At 62.3% G+C, this 22,834-nt stretch carries 20 protein-coding genes; 10 read left to right on the top strand and 10 right to left on the bottom strand.

What is annotated here, in order from left to right:
• Positions 1–9: 9 nt before the first annotated feature.
• The 3 genes from ACZCWR_RS17945 to ACZCWR_RS17935 form a co-directional block, all read right to left on the bottom strand.
• On the bottom strand, positions 10–2,979 hold the full coding sequence (locus ACZCWR_RS17945; protein ID WP_487304331.1) for a putative bifunctional diguanylate cyclase/phosphodiesterase: 2,970 nt from the start codon (positions 2,977–2,979) through the stop codon (positions 10–12).
• A gap of 157 nt (positions 2,980–3,136) precedes the next feature.
• The gene (locus ACZCWR_RS17940; RefSeq protein ID WP_487304330.1) at positions 3,137–3,922 is read right to left on the bottom strand and encodes an N-acyl amino acid synthase FeeM domain-containing protein; all 786 of its coding nucleotides are present in this window, start codon (positions 3,920–3,922) and stop codon (positions 3,137–3,139) included.
• A 531-nt stretch (positions 3,923–4,453) separates the two neighbouring features.
• The gene (locus ACZCWR_RS17935; protein ID WP_487304329.1) at positions 4,454–4,876 is read right to left on the bottom strand and encodes a hypothetical protein; all 423 of its coding nucleotides are present in this window, start codon (positions 4,874–4,876) and stop codon (positions 4,454–4,456) included.
• 199 nt (positions 4,877–5,075) lie between these two features.
• Here ACZCWR_RS17935 and ACZCWR_RS17930 point away from each other — a divergent pair, with 199 nt between their 5' ends.
• Positions 5,076–6,380: an EAL domain-containing protein gene (locus ACZCWR_RS17930; RefSeq protein WP_487304328.1), complete on the top strand. Its 1,305-nt coding sequence runs from the start codon at positions 5,076–5,078 to the stop codon at positions 6,378–6,380.
• 9 nt (positions 6,381–6,389) lie between these two features.
• Here ACZCWR_RS17930 and pip read toward each other — a convergent pair whose 3' ends face one another.
• Complete coding sequence (pip, locus tag ACZCWR_RS17925; protein WP_487304327.1) at positions 6,390–7,388, bottom strand: prolyl aminopeptidase; 999 nt, start codon at positions 7,386–7,388, stop codon at positions 6,390–6,392.
• Positions 7,389–7,557: 169 nt separating this feature from the next.
• Here pip and ACZCWR_RS17920 point away from each other — a divergent pair, with 169 nt between their 5' ends.
• On the top strand, positions 7,558–8,271 hold the full coding sequence (locus ACZCWR_RS17920) for a lysophospholipid acyltransferase family protein (RefSeq protein ID WP_487304326.1): 714 nt from the start codon (positions 7,558–7,560) through the stop codon (positions 8,269–8,271).
• A 10-nt stretch (positions 8,272–8,281) separates the two neighbouring features.
• Here the strand turns inward: ACZCWR_RS17920 and ACZCWR_RS17915 are convergent, their stop codons facing one another.
• Positions 8,282–9,061, bottom strand: a complete 780-nt coding sequence (locus ACZCWR_RS17915; RefSeq protein WP_487304325.1) for an SDR family NAD(P)-dependent oxidoreductase — start codon at positions 9,059–9,061, stop codon at positions 8,282–8,284.
• 104 nt (positions 9,062–9,165) lie between these two features.
• Here ACZCWR_RS17915 and gcvA point away from each other — a divergent pair, with 104 nt between their 5' ends.
• The gene (gcvA, locus tag ACZCWR_RS17910; protein ID WP_487304324.1) at positions 9,166–10,077 is read left to right on the top strand and encodes a transcriptional regulator GcvA; all 912 of its coding nucleotides are present in this window, start codon (positions 9,166–9,168) and stop codon (positions 10,075–10,077) included.
• Here gcvA and ACZCWR_RS17905 read toward each other — a convergent pair.
• Together ACZCWR_RS17905 and pcaQ are read right to left on the bottom strand one after the other, a co-directional pair.
• Positions 10,071–10,427: a response regulator gene (locus ACZCWR_RS17905; protein WP_487304323.1), complete on the bottom strand. Its 357-nt coding sequence runs from the start codon at positions 10,425–10,427 to the stop codon at positions 10,071–10,073. The genes gcvA and ACZCWR_RS17905 overlap by 7 nt on opposite strands.
• 241 nt (positions 10,428–10,668) lie before the next feature.
• Positions 10,669–11,607, bottom strand: coding sequence for a pca operon transcription factor PcaQ (gene pcaQ, locus ACZCWR_RS17900; RefSeq protein ID WP_487304322.1), 939 nt, complete (start codon positions 11,605–11,607; stop codon positions 10,669–10,671).
• Positions 11,608–11,722: 115 nt separating this feature from the next.
• Here pcaQ and pcaH point away from each other — a divergent pair, with 115 nt between their 5' ends.
• From pcaH to ACZCWR_RS17885, 3 genes are all read left to right on the top strand, one after another.
• Entirely contained in the window at positions 11,723–12,424 is a 702-nt protein-coding gene (gene pcaH / locus ACZCWR_RS17895; RefSeq protein ID WP_487304321.1) for a protocatechuate 3,4-dioxygenase subunit beta, read from the top strand.
• Between the two features lie 5 nt (positions 12,425–12,429).
• Complete coding sequence (gene pcaG, locus ACZCWR_RS17890) at positions 12,430–13,038, top strand: protocatechuate 3,4-dioxygenase subunit alpha (RefSeq protein ID WP_487304320.1); 609 nt, start codon at positions 12,430–12,432, stop codon at positions 13,036–13,038.
• A 75-nt stretch (positions 13,039–13,113) separates the two neighbouring features.
• A complete protein-coding gene (locus ACZCWR_RS17885; RefSeq protein WP_487304319.1) occupies positions 13,114–13,416 on the top strand; it encodes a DUF2288 domain-containing protein in 303 nt (100 codons plus the stop codon).
• On the opposite strand, the gene prpR is transcribed toward ACZCWR_RS17885, so the two are convergent.
• Positions 13,417–15,300, bottom strand: a complete 1,884-nt coding sequence (gene prpR, locus ACZCWR_RS17880) for a propionate catabolism operon regulatory protein PrpR (RefSeq protein ID WP_487304318.1) — start codon at positions 15,298–15,300, stop codon at positions 13,417–13,419. It lies immediately after the preceding gene.
• 148 nt (positions 15,301–15,448) lie between these two features.
• Here prpR and prpB point away from each other — a divergent pair, with 148 nt between their 5' ends.
• From prpB to ACZCWR_RS17865, 3 genes are read left to right on the top strand one after another with little or no spacing between them, the layout of a single operon-like run.
• On the top strand, positions 15,449–16,330 hold the full coding sequence (gene prpB / locus ACZCWR_RS17875; RefSeq protein ID WP_487304317.1) for a methylisocitrate lyase: 882 nt from the start codon (positions 15,449–15,451) through the stop codon (positions 16,328–16,330).
• Between the two features lie 22 nt (positions 16,331–16,352).
• Positions 16,353–17,522: a bifunctional 2-methylcitrate synthase/citrate synthase gene (gene prpC / locus ACZCWR_RS17870; RefSeq protein WP_487304316.1), complete on the top strand. Its 1,170-nt coding sequence runs from the start codon at positions 16,353–16,355 to the stop codon at positions 17,520–17,522.
• A gap of 32 nt (positions 17,523–17,554) precedes the next feature.
• Complete coding sequence (locus ACZCWR_RS17865; RefSeq protein WP_487304315.1) at positions 17,555–19,006, top strand: bifunctional 2-methylcitrate dehydratase/aconitate hydratase; 1,452 nt, start codon at positions 17,555–17,557, stop codon at positions 19,004–19,006.
• Between the two features lie 22 nt (positions 19,007–19,028).
• Here ACZCWR_RS17865 and ACZCWR_RS17860 read toward each other — a convergent pair whose 3' ends face one another.
• Complete coding sequence (locus ACZCWR_RS17860; protein ID WP_487304314.1) at positions 19,029–20,117, bottom strand: AI-2E family transporter; 1,089 nt, start codon at positions 20,115–20,117, stop codon at positions 19,029–19,031.
• Positions 20,118–20,308: 191 nt separating this feature from the next.
• On the opposite strand from ACZCWR_RS17860, the gene ACZCWR_RS17855 reads away from it, so the two are divergent.
• Complete coding sequence (locus tag ACZCWR_RS17855; protein WP_487304313.1) at positions 20,309–20,836, top strand: OmpA family protein; 528 nt, start codon at positions 20,309–20,311, stop codon at positions 20,834–20,836.
• Position 20,837: 1 nt separating this feature from the next.
• On the opposite strand, the gene ACZCWR_RS17850 is transcribed toward ACZCWR_RS17855, so the two are convergent.
• Complete coding sequence (locus ACZCWR_RS17850) at positions 20,838–22,832, bottom strand: acetyl/propionyl/methylcrotonyl-CoA carboxylase subunit alpha (protein WP_487304312.1); 1,995 nt, start codon at positions 22,830–22,832, stop codon at positions 20,838–20,840.
• Positions 22,833–22,834: the final 2 nt, after the last annotated feature.

Raw genomic sequence — 22,834 nt, 5'->3', positions numbered from 1 at the left:
GGCAAACAGTCAATGCGTGCCCGCCGCGCGGGCGTGCCATTCGTAGTCGAACACGGTGGCCTGTTGCGGCTCGGAGAGCGCTTCCACGAAGCTCACCACTTCAGGATCGCTCACGAAACTCGCCGCCGAACGCGCGGTGAGAATGGCGGTCGAATCCTGCGGCCGCGCGACGAGATAACCCTGCACGTAGTCCACGCCGATTTCCTGCAACGCGCGCAGCGTGTCCACATCCTCGACCCATTCCGCGACGCTGCGCATGCCCAGATTGCGCGCCAGCGCGACGATGGCCTCGACAATGGCGATATCCGCCGGATGCGCGCACATCGACCGGACGAACTCGCCGTCGATCTTGAGCGCATCCGCCGACAACGCCTTCAGGTACTTGAACGACGAGTAACCTGCGCCGAAGTCGTCCAGCGCGATCTTGCCGCCCATATCGTGCACGCGGGCGATGAAGCGCTGCGTGTTTTCCAGATCGTGCAGCGCGACGCTCTCGGTGATTTCGAGGCAGAGGTAATGCACCACCGACTGATGCCGCGCGAACAACGCGAAGATGTCTTCCATGAACTGCTCGTCGTTGAGCGAGCCGCCCGAAAGGTTCACGCAGATGAACTGCGTATTGCCCAACTGCTGACGATGCGTCTCGATCCATTCGAGCAGCGTCGAGATCACCCAGCGATCGATCGCCGCGATATTGCCCGATTCCTCCGCCGCGACGATCACCTTGCCCGCGGGCAGCGTGGAGCCGTCCGGCGCGCGCATGCGCAACAGCACTTCGAAGTTGAGCGATTCAGTCGGCGCGGCGAGCGACATGATCGGCTGCATCACGAGGAACAGGCCGGGCGGCAGGCGATTGCGCCCGAGCGTCTCGACCAGCTTCAGCTCTTCCGCGCGTTCCTCGAACGCCGCCGCGCCCTTGCGATACGTGACCAGATGCGTATGCGCGACTTTCTTCGCTTCACGGCACGCGCGGTCCGCGTGTGAAAGCGCGTCCTGCACGCGCACGCCGCGCGTGCATTCCACCAATCCGATCGATGCCTTCACCTGGAACGCGCGGTTGCCGACCTGATACGGCGCATCCGAAAGGATCGAGATCAGTTCGCGGCATTGCGTGATGGCGTCTTCGATCGACGTGTCGTGCATGACGCAGACGAATTCATCGCCACCGATGCGCCCGACCGCGTAATTGCGCGCGAAGTGCGCCCGCGTGCGCGCCGCGACCTGACGCAGCACTTCGTCGCCGCTTCGGTGACCGAACAGATCGTTCACCAGCTTGAAGCGGTCGAGGTCGATATAGGCGAGCGCCCACGGCAAGGTTTCGTCGCTCTGTCCGGCAATGGCTTTTTCGATGCCGCGCCGGTTCAGCGAGCCGGTCAGCGGATCGTGCTCGGACAGAAAGCGCAGCCGTTCGACCGCTTTCGAGCGCTCGGTCGTGTCCTGCAACGAACCTTCGATCCAGCCGTTCGAGCGAATGGCCTTGAGCATGTAACGGCGCTCGCCGGTGCCGCGCTCGACCGAGCCGCCCATTTCCAGTTCGCCGTCGCTGCCTTTGGACGCCAGCGCCTGCAACGCGCCCCACGCGCCCGCTTCGAAATAATCGTTCCAGTGGCGAACCTTGTACTCGGCCTTCTGCAGATCGAGCATGGCGCGCAAGGCGGGATTGGCGCGCACAAAATGACCATCGGCATCGAGCGTGAAGAGGCCGATGGGTGTCACTTCGTAGGTATTGCGAAGTTCCATTTGCGCTTGTCGGCGGAAGTCGCGTTCGGCGCGCATTTGCTCGGCAATCGCGAAGGCCGCCATCATGCTCGACGACAGCGCGGCCATGACCGTGTTGACGCCGCCCACCAGCACCTTCAGCCCGAACGCCGCGCCGAGCACTTCGGAGAACGTGGCGAACAGCACCACCGCGAGCGACGCCACGTACCACATCACCGTGCGCGAGCGCGCCATCCACACGAGCCGCGTGAGGAAGAACAGCAGCACGAAGATGCCGATGCCCGCAATCACCCACAGCGTCGGGATGAACAGCGAATACGGCAGCGCGAAGGCCGCAATCAGCAGCACGATGCCGATGTATTGAATCGTGCGCAAAAGCCATCGGTAACCGACCACGCGCAACTCGCGTCTGAACAGTTGCGTGAACAGCGCGGCGGTCAGTAAGTAATAGGCCGCGAAGGTAAATTGCCGCAGCGGCATGAGAAATTCGGACGGCAGCATGCGGCCGAGCCACTGCATGTCCCAGCCCATCGCGTTGGCGCACAGGCGCAGATTGCCGACCAGCCACACCGCGAAAATAACGTACGTCCATTCGTGATTGATAAGCGCGGTCACGAACACGAACACCGCGAGCGTGAGCAAACCGCCCGCGATCAGTCCTGAGCTTTCCTGAAAGTCCAGCGACGAATTACGCAGCCCTTGCCAGTCCCACGCGAAGGCGTTCACCTGCGCGGGTCCGGAATACGTGCCACGGCAAAGGATATCGACGGGCTTCTGCAGCAGCCCGACCAAAATGAAGAAGCCCGCCTTCACGGGCCGCAGATCGCCGCTGACGGAATCGCGGTCGGCCTGTCCGAACGGCTGCAACGTGTCCGCGTTCCAGCATGCAAGCGTTTGCGCATGCCGCGACGGCAGTTCGACCACCGTCTGCGAAGTCGTGCTCATGGCGGGCGCGGAGAAGCGGAACCACACCGGGCGTTCCGAGAGATGCGTACCGTAAGTAGTCACGGATTTACCGTTATGAAGCGCGGCGAGGGCGTCGGCAGGACGGAAGGAATCGTTCTGATCGACGACCACCTGCATGGGCAGCGTGAGCGCGCCGCGCGATTCGTACTGACGCGGCAGGAACCACAGCGTCGCCAACGTGCCGAGCGCGATCAGAAAGGGCACGGCGTAGACCGCGACCGCGTACAGCGCGTCGTCGATCCACGAGCCCGAGCGTCTGAATCTCGATAAGGAAGCTGGAATAACCGACGCCATACCTGGAAAAACCCCCGTTTGCGCCGTCGACGCCAACCAGTGCCGGCGCCGGCGACGGCGGAGCCGCGAGAAACCCCGCCCTCACCGCTTTTGGCCAACCGGACCGCTTACGGGTCCGGCTTTTTTCTTCATAAGTTTGCAGCAACCAAACTGGGTGTTACCTGCCGTAAGCCATCAACGGAGCCTCAAGGCATCGTACCGGTTCCCAGTGAAAAGATAAATCTACAGATTTCAAATCGATGTCCGGATGATGCGTGTTCACCATGTAATTGAACAATGGATGATGCGCCTCTTCCCAACGCTGCCGCGCCACGGCCACTTCCTTGGCCAGCACGCGATGCGGCAAGCCGCCCACGTGCGACATCGGCAGGAATTCGCCCGGCCCGAACACGTCCTTGAACAGCATTGCTTCGTACTCCCGGTCGAGCGGCGCGCGCGCCGTGATGACCATGTAATCGATCCCGTGCTGCTCGCAGAACATCCACAAGGCCTTGCACAGCGCAACCTTCACCACGCGACCCACCATGCCGCCCGCAACGCCGAGCCGCGTGGCCTCGGCCAGACGCTTGCCCGCCAGATTCGACGGCAGATTCACCGAACGCTCCACGGCGAGCGACTCGCCGAACGCATTGGTCTGAATACGCATGGTCCCAAGCGGCGCGCCGTCGAGTTTCGATTCCGCCAGCAACACGACCGTGCCGCGGTCGAGATCGGCAGGCTCAACGCCCATTTTCTCGGCGAATTCAGGCAAATGACGTCCGTATGCGGAACGCCGGATACTGACTGCTTTATCGAAGCCCGCTTCATCGCGGACGATACGGATAGTAAACGGCATCCGCTCGCTTTTCTGAAGCGCGGGTACGACGGTCAGCGTGGGACGAGGAGCCGCGACATCTGCGAGTTGGGCGGCGGCTGCAAGCGTGGCAAAGTTAGGACGATCCATTTGTAAAACCCCATTTTTCTTGGCGATTGGAAAGTTGCCGCGTGATAGGGGCGAGTCAGGTTATGCCCTCACACGGCGAAACGAGCCTCTCACGAAGTCAAACGACGGGGTGCGCGCTTGCCACTGTTTCTCAGCAACTTCCGGGCTAAACGTATGGAAGGAAGCCTCTAATCAAAGCGCCAATCGCCGCGTAGCCGTTACAAAACTGAAAATGCATCGGACCTACAGGAATTAGCCAGGCAAGACAAAAGCGGAAAGAAACGAGGGCCAGCAGCCACCCGCGCGAGAGGCTTTCAGGAGAATAGCTGGCGGATTGGTCTGGCGGAATATGCCTTAAATGCTGGAATTCATTAAATAAATAGGGACACGGCAACGTTTGCGGTTCGCACAACAAATCAACTAATCCATGCACCGAAAGCGATCTTCAAAAGCGGTCGATAAACAAAAAACGGACGCCTTTTTCGAGGAGGCGTCCGTTCATCGAGTTAAAAAGACCAATATGTGAAACTCGGCGATATTCGCTGCTTTAAATCAGTCTTCCTCGTCCAGCCACGGAATGTCGACATCGGAAATGAAGGCGACCATGGCCAGCGGACGACCTTCCTGCCGGCCGATATTCCCATCGGCGCGTTGCCATTCGCAGCGGAAAATCGTCGCCGGGGTATCGGCGAGCAATAAAACCGTGCGGATTTCGTCGGGATCGTTTTCCTCGACGGGACCATCGAGCGAAATCAGCAATTGCTGCGGCCAGACGCCGTCCGCGGGATCGTAAATCTTGTCGCCGTCGTGAATGACGACATGCGCCTCCACGCCGATGGTCGCCGATGCCTCGACGATCATCTTGCCGAGCGCGCGCAATACCGCCGTGGCGCGCGCCGAATTGGCCTGGCGGATGGCGAGGTCGCCGCGTGTCAGCGCCTGCTCGAGTTTGGGATTCGTTTTCTGTTGCGCCATTGGCCTCTCTCTGGGTTGTCCTTGCCGTGTTCGACGTGATGCGCGTGCGTTAAGTTGCAGCCGCAATGAAAAGCGCGCCGCGTCGTGCTTTCAAGATAGTTCGCGCGGCACGGCCAGGCAATGCCAAACCGCCCGCTCAAGTTTGCGCACGACCGGCCGATAATTTCGTCATTGCAATCCGACTCGTGCTCCCACTGCCGTGCCGTTCATCGAATCGAGTGCTTCTCTTGCCGTCCGATCGCCCGCCGACGATGGTGCCCGCGTGCTGACCGCCGCCGCGCCACCGGCGGAGATGGTCGACGGCATCGCGCTGTCGACGCATCTCCAGCCGATCTTCAGCCTGCCGCATCAGCGCGAAGTCGGCTACGAAGCGCTGCTGCGCGGCCATGCGCCCGACGGCGCGCTCGTGCCGCCGTTCGATCTGTTCGGCCGCGCGATTGTATCCGGACGGCTCACGGAACTCGACCGCCTGAGCCATCTCACGCATCTGCGCAATGCCTCGGCGTGCCTGCCGCCCGCGCAATGGCTGTTCGTCAACATCAATCCGGGCACGTTTACCGATGCGGGTTACGCCGCGCGTCTGGCCGCGCTCGCGCGTGAGGTGGGACTCGCGCCGGAGCAGATCGTGATCGAAGTGCTGGAGTCGGGCGGCACGGATGTCGCCGACATTGCCCGCGCCACACGCTCGTTTCGCGCGCAGGGCTTTCTCGTCGCGGTGGACGATTTCGGCGCGGGGCATTCGAACATCGACCGGTTGCTGACGTTGAAGCCCGATATCGTCAAGCTCGACCGCAGTCTCGTGCGCGCTCAGCAGGCGCAGTCGCACACGCACTTGCGCGATTCGCTGATGCCCAAGCTCGTCGATCTGCTGCACGAGTCGGGCATGTTCGTGGTCGCGGAAGGCATCGAGACGACAGACGATCTGATGCTCGCCGCGCGCGCCAACGTGGACTTCGTGCAGGGCTATCTGTTCGGCAAACCGGCGGCAAATCTCGCGCCGCGCGGCGTGGCGACGCCCTTGTTCGAGCACGTCTTCGACACGCTGGCGCACATGCGCCGCACCGAACGTCTCGCCAGCGACCTTTTGCTGATGCCTTACCGCTCCGCGCTGATTCAGGCCGCGCGCCGGATCACGGCGGGCGACTCCGCGCCCATGGCGTGCAGTCCGCTGCTCGCGATGCCCTTCACCCTGAGTTGCTTTTTTCTCGATGCCGCCGGCCGCGAGTGCCTGTCCGCGCTGCCCGGCGCCGCCGCGAAAGCACCGAGCGGACGTTTCGCGCCCATCGCGGATTCGTCGAGCGGACGCTGGGACAATCGCCCCTACTTCTTCGATGCCCATAACAACCCGCAGCAAGTCGTCGTGAGCGCGCCGTATCTGTCGGTGACGGGTTCGTCGCTGTGCGTGACGCTGACCATCGGCATTCAGCGCGGCGGGCGCGCCGTGGTGGTCGGCGCGGATCTCGACTGGCGGCAACTCATCAAGGCCGCGCCCGCGATTCTGTAAGACGCTGCGTCACGCTGTCTTTTCGATGGCACGTGCCAACGCCTGCGCCCCCACGCGCAACGCCGCGATGTTCCCCGGCTCGAAGGTCCAGTGCCCCGCGCCATTCACCACGCTCAACGTCGCGCCCGGCCAGCGCGCCGCCAGCGCGACCGCCTGATCCGCCGGACACACCATGTCGAAGCGTCCGTGCACGATATGGCAAGGCAGATGCGCGATCCGCGCGACGAGCGGAAGCAGCGGCACCGGCGGCAATTCGTTCGCCATGTAGTGCCGTTCGAGCAGCGCCATGGAAATGGCGGCGGAATTGGCTTCGGCGCTCGGGCGTTTCTCTTTTTCTTCTTCCTGCGGTTTGCTTTCCGCCGGTTCTTTGTCGGGCGGCCTCACGACGGACAACGTGGTTTCGTAATGCGTCCAGGCGCGCGCGAGTTGGGTGCCTGCATCGTCGAAGCGCGCGAGCGGCGCTTCGGTCAGCGTGAGAATTTCTTGCGCGTTCGACGGCCGCTTGCCGCACGCCGTCTCGATCGCATCGAGAAACGCGCGATGCGCTTCGGGAAACACGCGCTGCACATCCCACAGGAACCAGTCGATGTCTTCCTTGCGCGCCAGAAACACGCCGCGCAGCAGGAAGCCCGTGCATCGCTCGGGATGCGCGACGCCGTAGGCCAGCCCGAGCGTCGTGCCCCACGAACCGCCGAAAATGGCCCAGCGCTCGATCTTCAACGCCTCGCGCAACTTTTCCATGTCGCCGACGAGCGCATCGATGCCGTTGTGCTCCAGCTTGCCGAACGGCGTGGACTTGCCGCAGCCGCGCTGATCGAAGAAGACCACGCGCCATTTTTCCGGTTCGAGCGCCTCGGCCCATTTGAGGTTCATCGCGCCGCCGGGGCCGCCGTGCACGACCAGCATGACGGGCGCATCGCGCGGACCTTGCGCGCGCCAGTAGATCGAATGCCCGTCGCCTACGTCGAGCATGCCTTCATCGAAAGTGTGCGTTGCCTGAGATTCCATCGAGCGTGTGATGTCGAGTCGCAATGGGCGTCATTGTTGCATTGCTCGAAGGCGCGCGCAGAATCGCTTACAGTCGATGCGCAATAAGGACGCGTGCCCGCGATACGTTAAGCTTGCGGGTTGCTGCCCGTTGTCAATCAATCATCGCCATTGCTTAATTTTCAGACGCATGCGCCGCACCTTCATCAAATATCTCTTTGCTACTTATCTGCTCGGCAGCGGTCTCGTCTGGTCGATTCTGATCCTGCCTCTGTTCCCTTTCGTCGGTCGCAACGGGCGCTACACGCTCGCGAAAATCTGGTGCCGCGCCATGGTCACGATGATGCGCGTCATCACCGGCGTGTCGTGCTCGGTCGAAGGTCTTGAACATCTGCCGGACGGACCGTGCGTGGTGCTGAGCCGGCACGAATCGACGTGGGAGACACTGTCGTTCATGGCGCTCTTTCCGCGCCGCATCAGCTTCGTGTTCAAGCATGAGTTGATGAACATTCCGTTCTTCGGCTGGGTGTTGCGCGGTCTGGACATGGTGAGCCTCGATCGCGGGTCGATCCGGCAGGCGCATCAGGCCGTGACGCGCGAATGCACGGCGCGGCTCAAACTCGGCGATGTCGTCGTGATCTTCCCCGAAGGCACCCGCGTGGCCCACGATGCGCCGCTCAAGCTCGCCTCGGGCGGCGTGCGGCTCGCCTGCGCGGCGAAGGTGCCGGTCGTGCCCGTGGTGCACGACGCGGGCAAGGTCTGGCCGGCCAAGGGATGGCCGGATCGCGGCGGGCATATTCGCGTGATCGTCACGCCGTGTCTGCCGAGCGAATGCGAAGTGCCGCAGGAGTTGAACCGGCTCGCTCAGACGCAGATGGACGAAGCGCTCGCCGAACTGCGCTGAGCGCTGGTGGTTATGCGTGGCGGCCCGCCATCACGCCGCCATCGACGGGCAGCACGGTGCCGGTGATCCATGAAGCACGCTCCGACGCGAGGAACAGAATCGCTTCGGCGATATCGGCGGGCTGACCGTTGCGGCCCAGCGGATGGAACGCGTTGAAGGTCGGCAAGACATCCTTCACTTGCTCCTCGGACATGAACGTGCCGTAGACGGGCGTTTCCACCACGGCAGGCGCCACCGTATTGATGCGGATATTCGCCGATGCAAGCTCGATCGCGAGATTGCGCGTGAGCGCATGCACGCCTGCGTTCGCGGCGGAATACGCGGCGGATGGCGTCGCGCCAATCGCCTGCAACGCCCACAGCGATCCGGTCTGCACGATCGCGCCGCCACCGCGTTCGCGCATTGCGCGGGCCGCGGCTTGCGCCATGAAGAACTTGCCCTTGAGGATGGTGTCGAGAAAGCCGTCGTATTCGGCTTCGTTCACATCGAGGAAGGCTTTCGGGCGAAAGATGCCCGCGTTGTTCACGAGAATATCGACGCCGCCGAATGCCTGCGTCGCGAGTTCGGTCAGCGCGGATGCCGTGGCGGGCAACGCGATATCGCCCGCGAGAAACCGCACCTTCGCACCCGACGGGTCGATCTCGCTGGCCGCTTGCCGCAGCTTCGCTTCATCGCGCCCGCCGATCACGACGCTTGCGCCCGCGCGGACGAGCCGCATCGCCACTTCCTTGCCGATGCCTGAACCGCCGCCGGTGACGATCGCTACCTTGGAAGAAAAACTATCGTTCATGATGAATTGCCTGAATGAGTTGGGACAGGCGAATTTTCGGCTTCAGCGCGAAGACGAGCAAATCAGATATTCTTCCGCGCATCGAAAGAAAAACTTTCCCTGCGATGAAATCACCCGTCTATCTCAACGCCTTGCGCGCCTTCGAAGCCAGCGCCCGGCATCAAAGCTTCTCCGCCGCCGCCGACGAGCTGAACGTGACGCCCGCCGCAGTCGGCCAACTCGTGCGTGGGCTGGAACAATGGCTCGGCGTGACGCTGTTTCGCCGCGCGCCAGGCGGACGCGCGCGCCTCGTTCCGACCGATGCCGCCGAGCGCGCGCTACCGGAAATCCGCGCCGGTTTCGACCGGTTGATGCTCGGCCTCGAACGTCTCCGGGAAGGTTCCGCGAATGGCGTGCTGACGGTGACCGTCAGCCCGGCGTTCGCGGCGAAGTGGCTGCTGCCGCGCATCGAACGTTTCCACGATGCTTACCCCGCGATGGACGTGCGGCTCGATACGAGCCTCAAGCCGCTCGATTTCGTGGCGCGTGGCATCGATATCGGCGTGCGTTACGGCGCAGGAACATGGCCAGGACTCGTGGCCGAAAAGTTGATGGACGAGGAAATCTATCCGGTATGCGCGCCGCGTCTTTTGAAGCATGGCAAATGGCGAACGCCCGCCGAGCTGACGAACGAAACGCTCATCCACGATCTTTCCATGGATGCCCAAGCCGGCTTCGCAACGTGGCAAGCGTGGTTCGAGCGCGCGGGCGTCGAAGGCGTGTCGGTGAATCGCGGATTGAAGATCAACAATTCCGCCGCCGTGCTTCAGGCAGCCATCGATGGAAACGGAATCGCGCTGGCGAGAAGCGTCATGGCGCGCGACGACGTCGCGGCCGGAAGACTCGTGCGGTTGTTCGCGGAGATCGAATTCGATTCACCGCTGGCGTATTACGTGGTGTATCGCGCCGAATCGGCGGACTTGCCGAAGCTCGGCGCGTTCAGAACGTGGCTCCTGAACGAAGCCACCGCTCAATAAAGCGGCCGCTTCTTTGCCGCACACAAGCGGTTGATCGCCGAGAGCAGCGTTTCCATTTCCACCGGCTTGCGCAAATACCCGTCGTAGCTGACGAACGCGGGCGGATTCGGGTGGCCTGAAATCATCAGGAAAGGAATGTGGGCCAGCGCCGAATCGTTCTTCATGGTCTGGCAGAGCAGCGCGCCGCCTAAACCCGGCATCATCCAGTCCGATACGACGATGTCCACCGTGTGCGCGCTCAGGAGCGACAAGGCGCCGTTGCCGTCGAAGGCGCACAGGATCTGGCAGTCCTCGCCTTGCATGCAGAGGGTCCAGGCTTCGATGGTCTCGGGGTCGTCATCGACGAGCAATACGGTCTTCATCTTGCGGGCGGGTTCGAATAGCGATGCATGCTTGAAAGACCTAGGGTAGATCATGGCGGCGAAAAGCGTGTAAATGCGCGTTGAATGAGACCCGTGTCATGCGCAATCGTTTCCAAGTCTGTTGCATGCTTCTCGCCGGCACACGGAGTTTCCTCATAGTATTGGTTTCGCGCCAAGTCTGCGCAGTAAATACTCCCTCAGCAAATCACGCGCCGCGCCCAACCGGCGGTCATTTGCTCGCGGCGCGTGAGCGGCCCGCCTCGCGCAAGGCATCGACAAGCGATTCTTCGACCGGCGTGCGGGCGGCATCGTTGCGGCGCATCAGGCCGATGGGTTCATCGGTGCCCGCGAACGGCATGGGAAGCGCGGCCAGCAAGCCGAGTTCGATGTCATGCTCCACCGCGCCCGCAGGCACGAACCACACGGCATCGTTCTTGAGCGCCAGCGAGCGCCCGAGCGACACCGACAGGGTTTCCACCAATGCCGTGAGCGCATGTGCGCCGAACGCGGTCAGCACGCTCTCGGCGGATTGCCGGATCAACGTGCCGAACGGCGGCACGACCACCGCGAAGCGCGCGAGCAAGGCAGGCGTCAACGGCGACTCGAAAGTCAGCGGATGCTCGCGCCGCACCACGACCGCCAGCGGTTCACGATAGATCTGCTCGAAGGACAGCGCGTGCATCCTTTCCGGTTCGGACAGGCGACCTACGACGAGATCCACTTCGCCTCCCTTCAGACGTTCCAGCAATTGCGCGTTCGAATCCGTCCAGACCGACAGCGACACCGCCGGCCATTGCTGCCGGAACGATGCCAACGCCACCGGCAACAACACCGTCGCGACCGTCGGCAAAACGCCGATGGCGATCGTCCCCGGCACCTCGCCCCGCTCGCGCAACAGCACATCCACACCCTCACGCAACGACGCCACGCAGGCGCTTGCATGCGGCGCGAACAGCCGCCCTTCGCGCGTCGGCACCGCGCCGCGCCGTCCGCGCTCGAACAGACGCACGCCCAGAATCGATTCCAGTTCGCCGATGGTCTTCGACACCGCCGGCTGCGTGATCGAAAGACTGTCCGCCGCACGCTGCACGCTGCCTAGCTGCGTGACGGCCAAAAAACATTGAAGATGGCGAAACTTGACGCGGGTGTTGGTGAAGTCGGTATCCATGACCATCCGTTATGCAAGAGCGCACGAAACATCATTTTCCATAACTTGGCGTCTTGATTAAAGTAGTCGTCAGAAACATCCTATTCAACCCACACAAAAACAGGAGACAGTCGCCATGACTTCCCCCATCCTTACGCCGCGTGACTGGAATTCCCATCCGCCGTATCTGTCGCCGGGTTATCGCTCGTCCCTGTTGCGCAGTCCGGGTCTGCCGCTCATCCCGCTGAAAGAGAACTTGAAGAACCGGCGCGTGCCGGTGTACGGCGCGGAAGATTTGGGCGTGCTCGACAACGACCTCACGCGCAATGCCGCGCGCAATGGCGAGCCGCTGGGCGAGCGCATCATCGTGACGGGACGCGTGTTGGACGAAGGCGGCCGCCCGGTGCGCAACACGCTGGTGGAAGTGTGGCAGGCGAACGCGGCGGGCCGTTACGTGCATAAAGCCGATCAGCACGATGCCCCGCTCGACCCGAATTTTCTCGGCGCGGGCCGCTGCATGACCGACGACGAAGGCCGTTATCGCTTCATGACCATCAAGCCGGGCGCGTATCCGTGGGGGAATCACCCGAACGCGTGGCGGCCGAATCACATCCACTTTTCGCTGTTCGGCGATTACTTCGGCTCGCGTCTTGTCACGCAGATGTACTTCCCCGGCGATCCGCTGCTCGATTTCGATCCGATCTTCCAGGGCATTCCGGAGCATGCGCGGCATCTCCTGATCTCGAAGTTCTCGATCGACACGACGCAGGAAAACTACGCGCTCGGCTACGAATTCAATATCGTGCTGCGCGGCCCGGATCAAACGCCGACGGAGTAAGACACATGACCACGTACAAGCAAACCCCTTCGCAGACCGTCGGACCGTACTTCGCCTACGGTCTCGTGCCGGAGCAGTACAACTTCGACCTCAAGAGCCTGTTCACCGCGTCCGCGGCCGACCGTGAAGTGCCGGGCGAGCATATCGCCGTGGTCGGCAACGTGTTCGACGCGGAAGGCAAGCCCATCGGCGATGCGCTGATCGAAGTCGCGCAGGCGGACTCGCAAGGCCGTTACGTGCAGAGCGCACAGGAAGCGCGCGAGACGGGCTTTCGCGGTTTCGCGCGGGTCGGCACGGGCACGGACCCGAAGCTGCGCTTTATCGTCGATACGGTGAAGCCCGGCAAGACCGCCGACGACGAAGCGCCGCATCTCGACGTGATCGTGCTGATGCGCGGCATGCTGCTGCACAGCTACACGCGCATTTATTTCGATGACGAAGCCGACGCCAACGCGCGCGATGCCGTTTTGCAAAGCGTGCCGGCCGAGCGCCGCGCCACGCTGATTGCGAAGCGCGAACCGGGCACGACGGCCAAGCCGGGCGTCGCGGGCACGACGTACCGCTTCGACATTCATCTGCGCGGGCCGAACGAGACCGTCTTTTTCGATCTGTAACGGTTTGCGCTGTCTCGAAGGGCGTCCGACGCTGCGTTATAGTGTCGGACGCCTTTCGTTTTTTATCTTGCCGCCATGACCGACGCATCCAGCCCCAGCCCTCTTTACGCCAAGCTCATCGGCGAAACCGCGCAGATAGGCTGGCCGGAACTGGAGCGCTTCTTCGCCAAGGGCGTGCTGATCTGGGTCCGGCGCGATCTCGACCTCGTGAGCGTGGCCGAAGCCGTCGCCAACGACGATACCAAGCAGGTCGCGCAATGGCTTTCCTCCGGGCTGATCGAGCGCATGCAGGCGGAAACCGCCGCCGATCTCGCCGCGCGCAATCCTGAACTGTGGGCTGTCGTGACCTCGCCCTGGGTGTGCGTGCAGGAGCGTTGATCAACGCGCGCCGTTCAGCTTGCGCCAGAGCGTGGTCTTGCTGATGCCGAGCGCGGCGCAGGTCTTGTCGCGGTCGCCGTCGAAACGGTCGAGCATCGCGCGGATTTCATCGGCCTGAGTGCGGCGTACGCGGGCTTTCAAGTTCTCCGCCGGTCCTTCCGCTTTCACTTCCGGCGCGACTTCGTTTATCAAATCACGCGTGACGCGTTTTGACGGCGCATCCGCCAGTTCCACGCTTATTCGTTCGATCACGTTCTGAAGCTCGCGCACGTTGCCGGGCCATGCGTGGGCGCTCAGAAGCGCGAGCGCATCTTTGTCGATTGATGCGTTCGTCGGCGCGATGAAATGCCGCGCGAGCAGCGCGATATCGGCCTCCCGTTCGCGCAATGAAGGCAGCGTCAGATTCAAAATGTTCAGCCGATAGTAAAGATCAGCGCGAAACGCCCCCGCCTCGACGCTTTCGATCAACGCCCGATGCGTCGCCGCGACGATGCGCACATCGACCTGAAGCGGTTCCGTCGAACCGAGCCGCACCACTTCGCGCTCCTGCAACACGCGCAGCAAACGGCTTTGCAATGGCAACGGCATCTCGCCGATTTCATCGAGAAAGAGCGTGCCACGATGCGCCGTTTCGATCAGCCCCGCCTTGCCGCCACGCCGCGCGCCCGTGAACGCGCCTTCCTCATAGCCGAACAGTTCGCTCTCCAGAAGCGTTTCCGGAAACGCGCCGCAATTGAGCGCGACGAAGGCAAACTCCCGCCGCGCGCTCGCGTTGTGGATGCCCTGCGCCGCCAGTTCCTTGCCGGTGCCGCTTTCGCCGCGAATCAGCACGGTCGCGTCCGAGCGCGCATAGCGGCGCATGCGGGCGCGCGCGGCATCGATGGCGGGGCTTTCGCCCAGCAAGTCTTCGATCACATAGCGCGCCGTCTGCGACGCGCGTTGACGCGTGCGCACCGAGCGGTCCATGCGCTGCAACGCGACCGACTCCTGAAACGTGACGATGGCCCCTTCGCTCGATGCCTCGCCCCACGCGTTCCGATGCACGACATAACTCGCGCCCCGCACCGTTTCCAGCGATTCGCCCGGCAGCGATGGCACTGCCGCCGCCACATCCGGCGCGATCTCGGCGAGCCTGCGCCCGACCGCCTGCGACGGACTGCGCCGCAAGAGCGCGGCCATCTTCCCCGACAGCGCCTCGATGCGCCCTTGCGCGTCCAGCGCGATCACGCCATCGCGCAGGCTTTGCAGTACTTGATCCAGCCGACGTCGGCGGAACGTGGCGGCGAGCGTGGCGTGCGCGACTTCCAGCGCCGTATCGAACGCGGCTTGCACGGAAGCGCGCGAGTATAGGAACACCGATTTCAGCCCCGCTTTCTCCGCCAATTCCGTGACGAGGCCCGGCCCGACGATCGCCTGCACGCCGCGGTCGCGCAGATCGAGCACGCAGGTTTCGGCGTCCTCGGCGGCGGTGTAGGACGCGGTTTCCACGTTGACATCGAAAGCAGCGAAAAAGCGCCGGAGTTCGGGCGGCGTGTCGCCGTGGGTGACGAGCGCGACCGTGTGGGCGTCGGCGTCGCGGCGGGCGCGGGCGAGTGCGTGCATGACGTCGAAGCCTGTCGGCGTGACGAGCACGACCGGCACGCCGGTGCGCGCTTTCAGGAAGCTGCCGTTCGATCCCGCCGCGACGATCACGTCCGGCCGGTCCGCGCCCGCTTGTTCGATGTCGTTGAGCGCATCTTCATAACCGCGCGCGACGATGTGCAACTCCGCGAGTTCGTCGTACTCGGAAGCGATATCGCGATAAAGATCGCGCAACTTGCTGATGCCGATGGCCCAGATGCGCGGGCGCGAGCGCGGTGTTTGAAGAATATCCATGCGGCTCATGATATTCCAATTTGAAACGCCTATTTCAAATTTGAAATCATCGCGCGTTCGGACGTAGGCTGGAACACATAAGAATCAAGCACTTGGCGCAGACGCAAACCATGGCCTGCAACTTGCCTCGAAAGCAGCGTTCTTTCGGAGACGATCAATGAGCCAGACAACCCCCGGCGCGCGCTTCCGCGATGCCGTCGCTACCGAGTCGCCGTTGCAGGTCGTCGGCGCGATCAACGCCTATGCCGCTAAGATGGCCGAAGCCGTCGGCTTCAAGGCACTCTATCTGTCGGGCGGCGGCGTCGCGGCCAATTCGCTCGGCATGCCGGACTTAGGCATCAGCACGATGGAGGATGTGCTCACCGATGCGCGCCGCATCACCGATGCTTCATCGCTGCCGCTGTTCGTCGATATCGATACGGGCTGGGGCGGCGCGTTCAACATCGCGCGCACGGTGCGTTCGTTCATCAAGGCGGGCGTGGCGGCGGTGCATATCGAGGATCAGGTCGGGCAGAAGCGCTGCGGGCATCGGCCGGGCAAGGAAGTGGTCTCGACGGGCGAGATGGCGGATCGCGTGAAGGCTGCCGTCGATGCGCGCACCGACGACACCTTCGTCATCATGGCGCGCACGGATGCCGCTGCCGCCGAAGGCATCGATGCCGCCATTGAGCGCGCGATGGCGTACGTCGAAGCAGGCGCGGACATGATCTTCCCCGAAGCCATGAAAACGCTCGACGACTATCGCCGTTTCAAGGCTGCCGTGCGCGTGCCGATTCTCGCCAACCTGACCGAGTTCGGTTCGACGCCTTTCTTCACCGTCGAAGAACTCAAAAGCGCGAACGTCGATATCGCGCTGTACTGCTGCGGCGCGTATCGCGCGATGAACGCCGCCGCGCTGAATTTCTACGAGACTGTGAAGCGCGACGGCACGCAAAAAGCCGCCGTCGAAACCATGCAGACGCGCGCGGACCTGTACAAGTATCTGGGCTATCACGCGTACGAAGACAAGCTGGATCAGCTTTTCGCCGCGCAAAAATAACCGTGTGAAGGAGACGAAAACAATGAGCGAAGCCGACAACAGCACCGCGACGAGCGGTGCATTCAAGCCGAAGAAATCCGTCGCGCTGTCAGGCGTGACGGCGGGCAATACCGCGCTGTGCACCGTGGGGCGAACGGGCAACGATCTGCACTACCGCGGATATGACATTCTCGATATCGCGACGACGAGCGAGTTCGAGGAGATTGCGTATTTGCTGGTGCATGGCAAGTTGCCGAATGTCGCCGAACTCAAGGCGTACAAAGCGAAGCTCAAGGCGTTGCGCGGTTTGCCTGCGAATCTGAAAGCCGCGCTCGAATGGATTCCGGCGTCCGCGCATCCCATGGACGTGATGCGTACCGGCGTTTCCGTGCTCGGCACCTTGCTGCCCGAGAAGGACGATCACAACATTCCGGGCGCGAAAGACATCGCCGATAAGTTGATGGCTTCGCTCGGCTCGATGCTGCTCTACTGGTATCACTATTCGCACAATGGCAAGCGCATCGAAGTCGAAACCGATGACGATTCCATCGGCGGCCACTTCCTGCATCTGCTGCATGGCGTGGAACCGTCGAAGTCATGGGTCGATGCGATGCACGTTTCGCTCAACCTCTACGCAGAACACGAGTTCAACGCATCGACGTTCACGACGCGCGTGATTGCAGGGACCGGCTCCGATATGTATTCCGCGCTGACGGGTGGCATCGGCGCATTGCGCGGTCCGAAGCATGGCGGCGCAAACGAAGTCGCGTTCGAAATCCAGTCGCGCTATTTGAACGCCGACGAAGCGGAAACGGATATCAAACGCCGCGTCGAGAACAAGGAAGTGGTAATCGGCTTCGGTCATCCGGTCTATACCATTTCCGATCCGCGCAACAAAGTCATCAAGGACGTCGCGAAAAAGCTGTCGAAAGAAGCAGGCGATACGAAACTTTTCGATATCGCCGAACGACTCGAAACAGTCATGTGGAATGCGAAGAAAATGTTCCCCAATCTCGACTGGTTCAGCGCCGTCTCATATCACATGATGGGCGTGCCCACCGCCATGTTCACGCCGCTGTTCGTGATCTCGCGCACGGCGGGCTGGAGCGCGCACATCATCGAGCAGCGAATCGACAACAAGATCATCCGGCCGAGCGCGAATTACACAGGCCCGGAAAATTTGAAGTTCACGTCGCTCGCCAAGCGCGCCTGATTCACGTTTCAACGCAACTATTCAAACACGACATGAGCAGCCCTATTTCCAACGTCCGGCCTGACCCGGACCGCGTACTCGTCGACATAGTCGACTATGTTCTCAACTATCAGGTCGACAGCACCCTTGCGCTCGAAACGGCGCGCAACTGTTTGATCGACACGCTCGGCTGCGGACTCGAAGCCCTCTCCTATCCCGCCTGCACCAAGCTGATGGGACCGATCGTGCCCGGCACGATCGTCCCCAACGGCGCGAAGGTGCCCGGCACTCAGTTTCAGCTCGACCCGGTTCAGGCCGCCTTCAACATCGGCGCGATGATCCGCTGGCTCGATTTCAACGATACGTGGCTGGCGGCTGAATGGGGTCATCCTTCGGATAACCTCGGTGGCATTCTGGCTACTGCGGACTGGCTTTCGCGTAATGCCATCGCGTCTGGCAAAAAGCCGTTGAGCATGAAGGATGTGCTCGTCGCGATGGTGAAGGCGCATGAGATTCAAGGCTGCATCGCGTTGGAGAATTCGTTCAACAAGGTTGGGCTCGATCATGTGCTGCTGGTGAAGCTGGCGTCGACGGCTGTGGTCGGACAGATGATCGGCTTGACGCGCGATGAACTCATCAACGCGGTGTCGCTTGCTTTCGTGGATGGTCATTCGCTGCGCACGTATCGTCATGCGCCGAACACTGGATCACGCAAGTCGTGGGCGGCAGGCGATGCCACCTCGCGCGCCGTGCGTCTCGCGCTGATCGCGAAGACTGGTGAAATGGGTTATCCGTCTGTGTTGAGCGCGAAAACATGGGGCTTTTACGATGTGCTCTTTAAGGGCAACGAGTTTAAGTTCCAACGCCCGTACGGCTCGTATGTGATGGAGAACGTGCTCTTCAAAATCTCGTTCCCCGCCGAGTTCCATTCGCAAACCGCAGTCGAAGCGGCGATGACGATTCACGACAAGCTGAAAGATGCTGGCAAGCGCGTCGAAGACATCAAGAAGATCACGATTCGCACGCACGAAGCGGCGATTCGCATCATCGATAAGAAGGGGCCGTTGAATAACCCGGCGGACCGCGATCACTGCATTCAGTACATGATCGCCGTGCCGCTGATTCACGGTCGCTTAACCGCTGCCGATTACGAAGATTCCATCGCGCAAGACCCGCGCATCGACACATTGCGCGCGAAGATGGAATGCGTGGAAGACACGCAATACACGAAGGATTATCACGACCCGGATAAACGCTCGATTGCCAACGCGCTCACCGTCGAATTCAACGACGGAAGCAAGCTCGATGAAATCGCGGTCGAATATCCGATCGGTCACAAGCGCCGCCGTGAAGACGGCATTCCGCTGCTCGTCGAGAAGTTTAAAACCAACCTCGCGCGGCGCTTTCCGCAGAAGCAACAGCAAGCGATCCTTTCGGTATCGCTGGATCAGGCACGGCTCGAAGCCATGCCGGTCAATGAATACGTCGATCTGTACGTGATTTAGCCGGAGTCAGGCGACCGGTGCATCACGTCCGGTCGCCGACCCAGAACGTCCACAGGACCACGAGAATCGTCATCAGCGCGGGACCGATGAACAGCCCGATCAGGCCGAACGTCTCCGCGCCGCCCAGAATCCCGAACAGCACCAGCAAAAACGGCAACCGCGACGATCCGCCGATCAACACCGGCCGCACGAAATGCTCGGCGACAAACACCACGATCAGCCCGAACGCGGCCACGCACGCCGCCGCGATCATCGAACCTTGCGCGGCCAGCCACAGCGCCGAGCCGAGAAAAACGAGCGGCGCGCAAAACGGCAACATGGCCGCGACCGCCGTCAGCATGCCGAGCAAGGTCGCGTGCGGCACGCCCGCGATGGCATACGCAATACCGAGCAGCAAGCCTTCGCCCAAACCCACGACGACCAGCCCCACCACCGTCGCGCGCACCGCAGCGGCCATGCGGCGCAGCAGTTGCGCGCCATCGGCACCGAACGCGCGACGCGAGCCAGACAGCAATTGCTCGCCGAGCGTCGAACCGGCCTGAAACATGAAGAACAGCGTCATCAACATGAACGCGAAGATGACGAAGCCATGCACCACGCGCCCGCCGAAGTGACGCGTCATGGCGACCACGGTCGCGCTATGCAGCTTCTTGACCGCGGGCGACGATTCGAGCGGCGTCGCCAGATTGTCGTGCCACCAACTCGAGATTTGCTGGCCGCCCATCGGCAAGCGATCAACGAAGGCAGGCAAGTCGATGCCGTTCCTCAACACATCATGGAACCAGCCAATCATGTCGTGCGCTTCCTTGGCCGTCTGCGCCGCGCCGATGGCGAACGGCACCACGAACAGCAGCGCGAGCAACGTGGTCAGCACGAACGCGAGCAGCGTGTTGTGCCGATGAAACAGCGGCCGATGTTCAAGCCAGCAGAACGCCGGCCATAGCGCGATGGCGATCACGATGGCCCACACCACCGCGGGAATGAACGTGCGCGCCGTATAAAGCGCCAACAGCACGAGCACGGTATAGAGCGCGGCAGACGCAATGCGCTGCGCCTTGAAGCGCGGATCGGACGGATGCGGCGCGGAGTCGTCGCGCGAAGAATTCGGCATGGTGATCGGATCTCGAAGCGATCGAAAAACATTGAAAGGATGCGCTGAAGCAATGGAACGCAGATCGAACATTGTACTGACGCACGAATCGTTCCGGCTCCTGTGCTTCAGGATGAACAACGTTCTACACATCGACACGCTTCGCGGTCCCTATAATCGAGACATCGGCATTTGAATGCAGGGATTCGAGAATGACGTCGAGGGCTTTGAACAAGTGGGTAGCAGCGAGCGCATCGATCACGCTTTTCGCGGGCTGTTCGTCGGGGCTGAACCGGTCGAAGGAAGAACAACTGAACGCGCAGTACGGCATCTCCATGCAACAGGTGAAGGGCGGCGTGGAAATGCGTCTGCCGGAAACCCCCTTGTTCGATGCCGATGAATCGAAGGTGCGTGCGGCCAGTGTGCCGACGCTCAACCGCGCGGCGGAAGTGCTCAAGCGCAGCATGCGGCCGATCTTGATCGAAGGCCATACCGACAACGACGGCTCGCTCGACTACAACCAGGAACTGTCGAAGGCACGCGCCGAGGCCGTGGCGCGCGCGCTCGTCGCGCGGGGCGTGCCGGCCGAACGCATCACGACGAAGGGCATGGCGTATCTGCGGCCCATCGCCAGCAACGACACGGCGCAAGGCCGCGCGTTGAACCGGCGCGTGGAGATTCTCGTGCGTACCGAGAGCGAGGACACGCTGCTCGGCAAGCCGAAGAAGGTCAAGCGCTGATTCAGGCCTGAAGCGCTTCGAGCACGAGCAGTTGCGAGCCGTCCGTTACCTGATCGCCCACTTCGAAAAGAATCTCGCTGACCTTGCCCGATGACGGCGCGAGTATCGTGTGCTCCATCTTCATGGCTTCCATCACCATGAGCGGCGTGCCCTTTTCAACGGATGCACCGGCTTCCACCAGCACCGCGATCACCTTGCCGGGCATCGGCGCGGTGAGCCGCCCTTCGTGCTCGGCATCGCCCGCGTGGGCCATCAGGTTCTGCCACTCGAACGCGAACGCCGCGCCTTCATGGAAGACGTGAAAGATATCGCCATCGATGAAAACGTGGCCCTTGACGCGTGCATCGTCCAGTTGCACGGCGAACGAGGTGTCGCCGGTGTGTGACCAGTCGAATCGCGCGCTTGTATCGTCAACTTGAAGGCGCTTGTCGGCAGCTTTCGTGAACACGGCTTTGAGCGTGGCATCAATATCGAGCGCGCGCCAGTTCAAATCCTGACTGTAGCCGCCGGCCATGCGCCAGTGCGAGAGCGCATCCCACGGTGAATGGCCGTGCGCCTCGCCGCCTTCGCGTGTCAGCAATGCGGCGCATGCGAGCGCCAGCGCCTTGTCGCGCGAGACGGATGACGGTGCGAACAACGTATCGCGATGCCGCTCGATCAGCCCCGTATCCAGTTCGCCCGATGCAAACGGCGCGCTTTTCACGATCCGTTGCAGGAACTCCACGTTCGTATGCAGTCCGACGATCTCGCACGCCGCCAACGCGCGCGCCATGCGGGCCAGCGCGTCGGCGCGGTCGCTGCCGTGCACGATCAGCTTGGCGATCATCGGATCGTAGAACGGCGTGATGGCGTCGCCCTGACGCACGCCGCTGTCCACGCGTACAGCGCCATCGATGGAAAATTCCACCGCTTCCGGCATGCGCAGATGCCTGAGCGTGCCCGTCGAAGGCAAAAAGCCGCGCGACGGATTTTCCGCATAAATGCGCGCTTCGATGGCGTGGCCGTTCACCTTCAATTGCTGCTGCGAAAGCGGCAACGGCTCGCCCGCCGCCACGCGCAACTGCCATTCGACGAGATCGAGGCCCGCCACCATTTCGGTGACCGGATGTTCGACCTGAAGGCGCGTGTTCATCTCCATGAAGTAGAACTGGCCGTCCTGCGTCATGATGAATTCGACCGTGCCCGCGCCGACGTAATTCACCGCGCGCGCGGCAGCGACGGCGGCTTCGCCCATCGCGCGGCGGGTTTCGTCTGCGAGTCCGGGCGCGGGCGCTTCTTCCAGCACCTTTTGATGGCGGCGCTGCACGGAACAATCGCGATCGAACAAATACACCGCGTTGCCGTGCGTGTCCGCGAATACCTGCACTTCGACGTGACGCGGGCGCTGAAGATATTTCTCGATCAGCACGCGATCGTTGCCGAAGCTCGACGCCGCCTCGCGCTTGCACGATGCCAGCGCAGCCACGAAATCTTCACTGCGCTCGACCACGCGCATGCCCTTCCCGCCGCCGCCCGCGCTTGCCTTCAGCAACACCGGATAACCGATGCGATCCGCCTCGCGCTGAAGCAATTCGGGCGTCTGATCGTCGCCGTGATAACCCGGCACGAGCGGCACGTCCGCGGACTGCATCAAGGCCTTGGCGGCGGCTTTCGAACCCATCGCGCGGATGGCATCCACCGGCGGCCCGATAAACACGATGCCCGCCTGTTCGCACGCGTTGGCGAACGCTTCGTTCTCCGACAAAAACCCGTAGCCCGGATGCACCGCCTGCGCGCCCGTGCGCTTCGCGGCATCGACGATCCGCTCGATGCGCAGATAACTTTCCGCCGCCGCCGGACCGCCGACATGCACGGCTTCGTCGCAGACATCGACGTGTTTGGCGTGTGCATCGGCATCCGAATAGACGGCGACGCTGCCGATATTCATGCGCTTCGCCGTCGCGGCCACGCGGCACGCGATCTCGCCGCGATTGGCGATCAAAATTTTGTCGAACATGG

Source organism: Caballeronia sp. A2-2, assembly GCF_057612605.2.
This window is presented reverse-complemented; position numbering and strand designations above follow the sequence as displayed.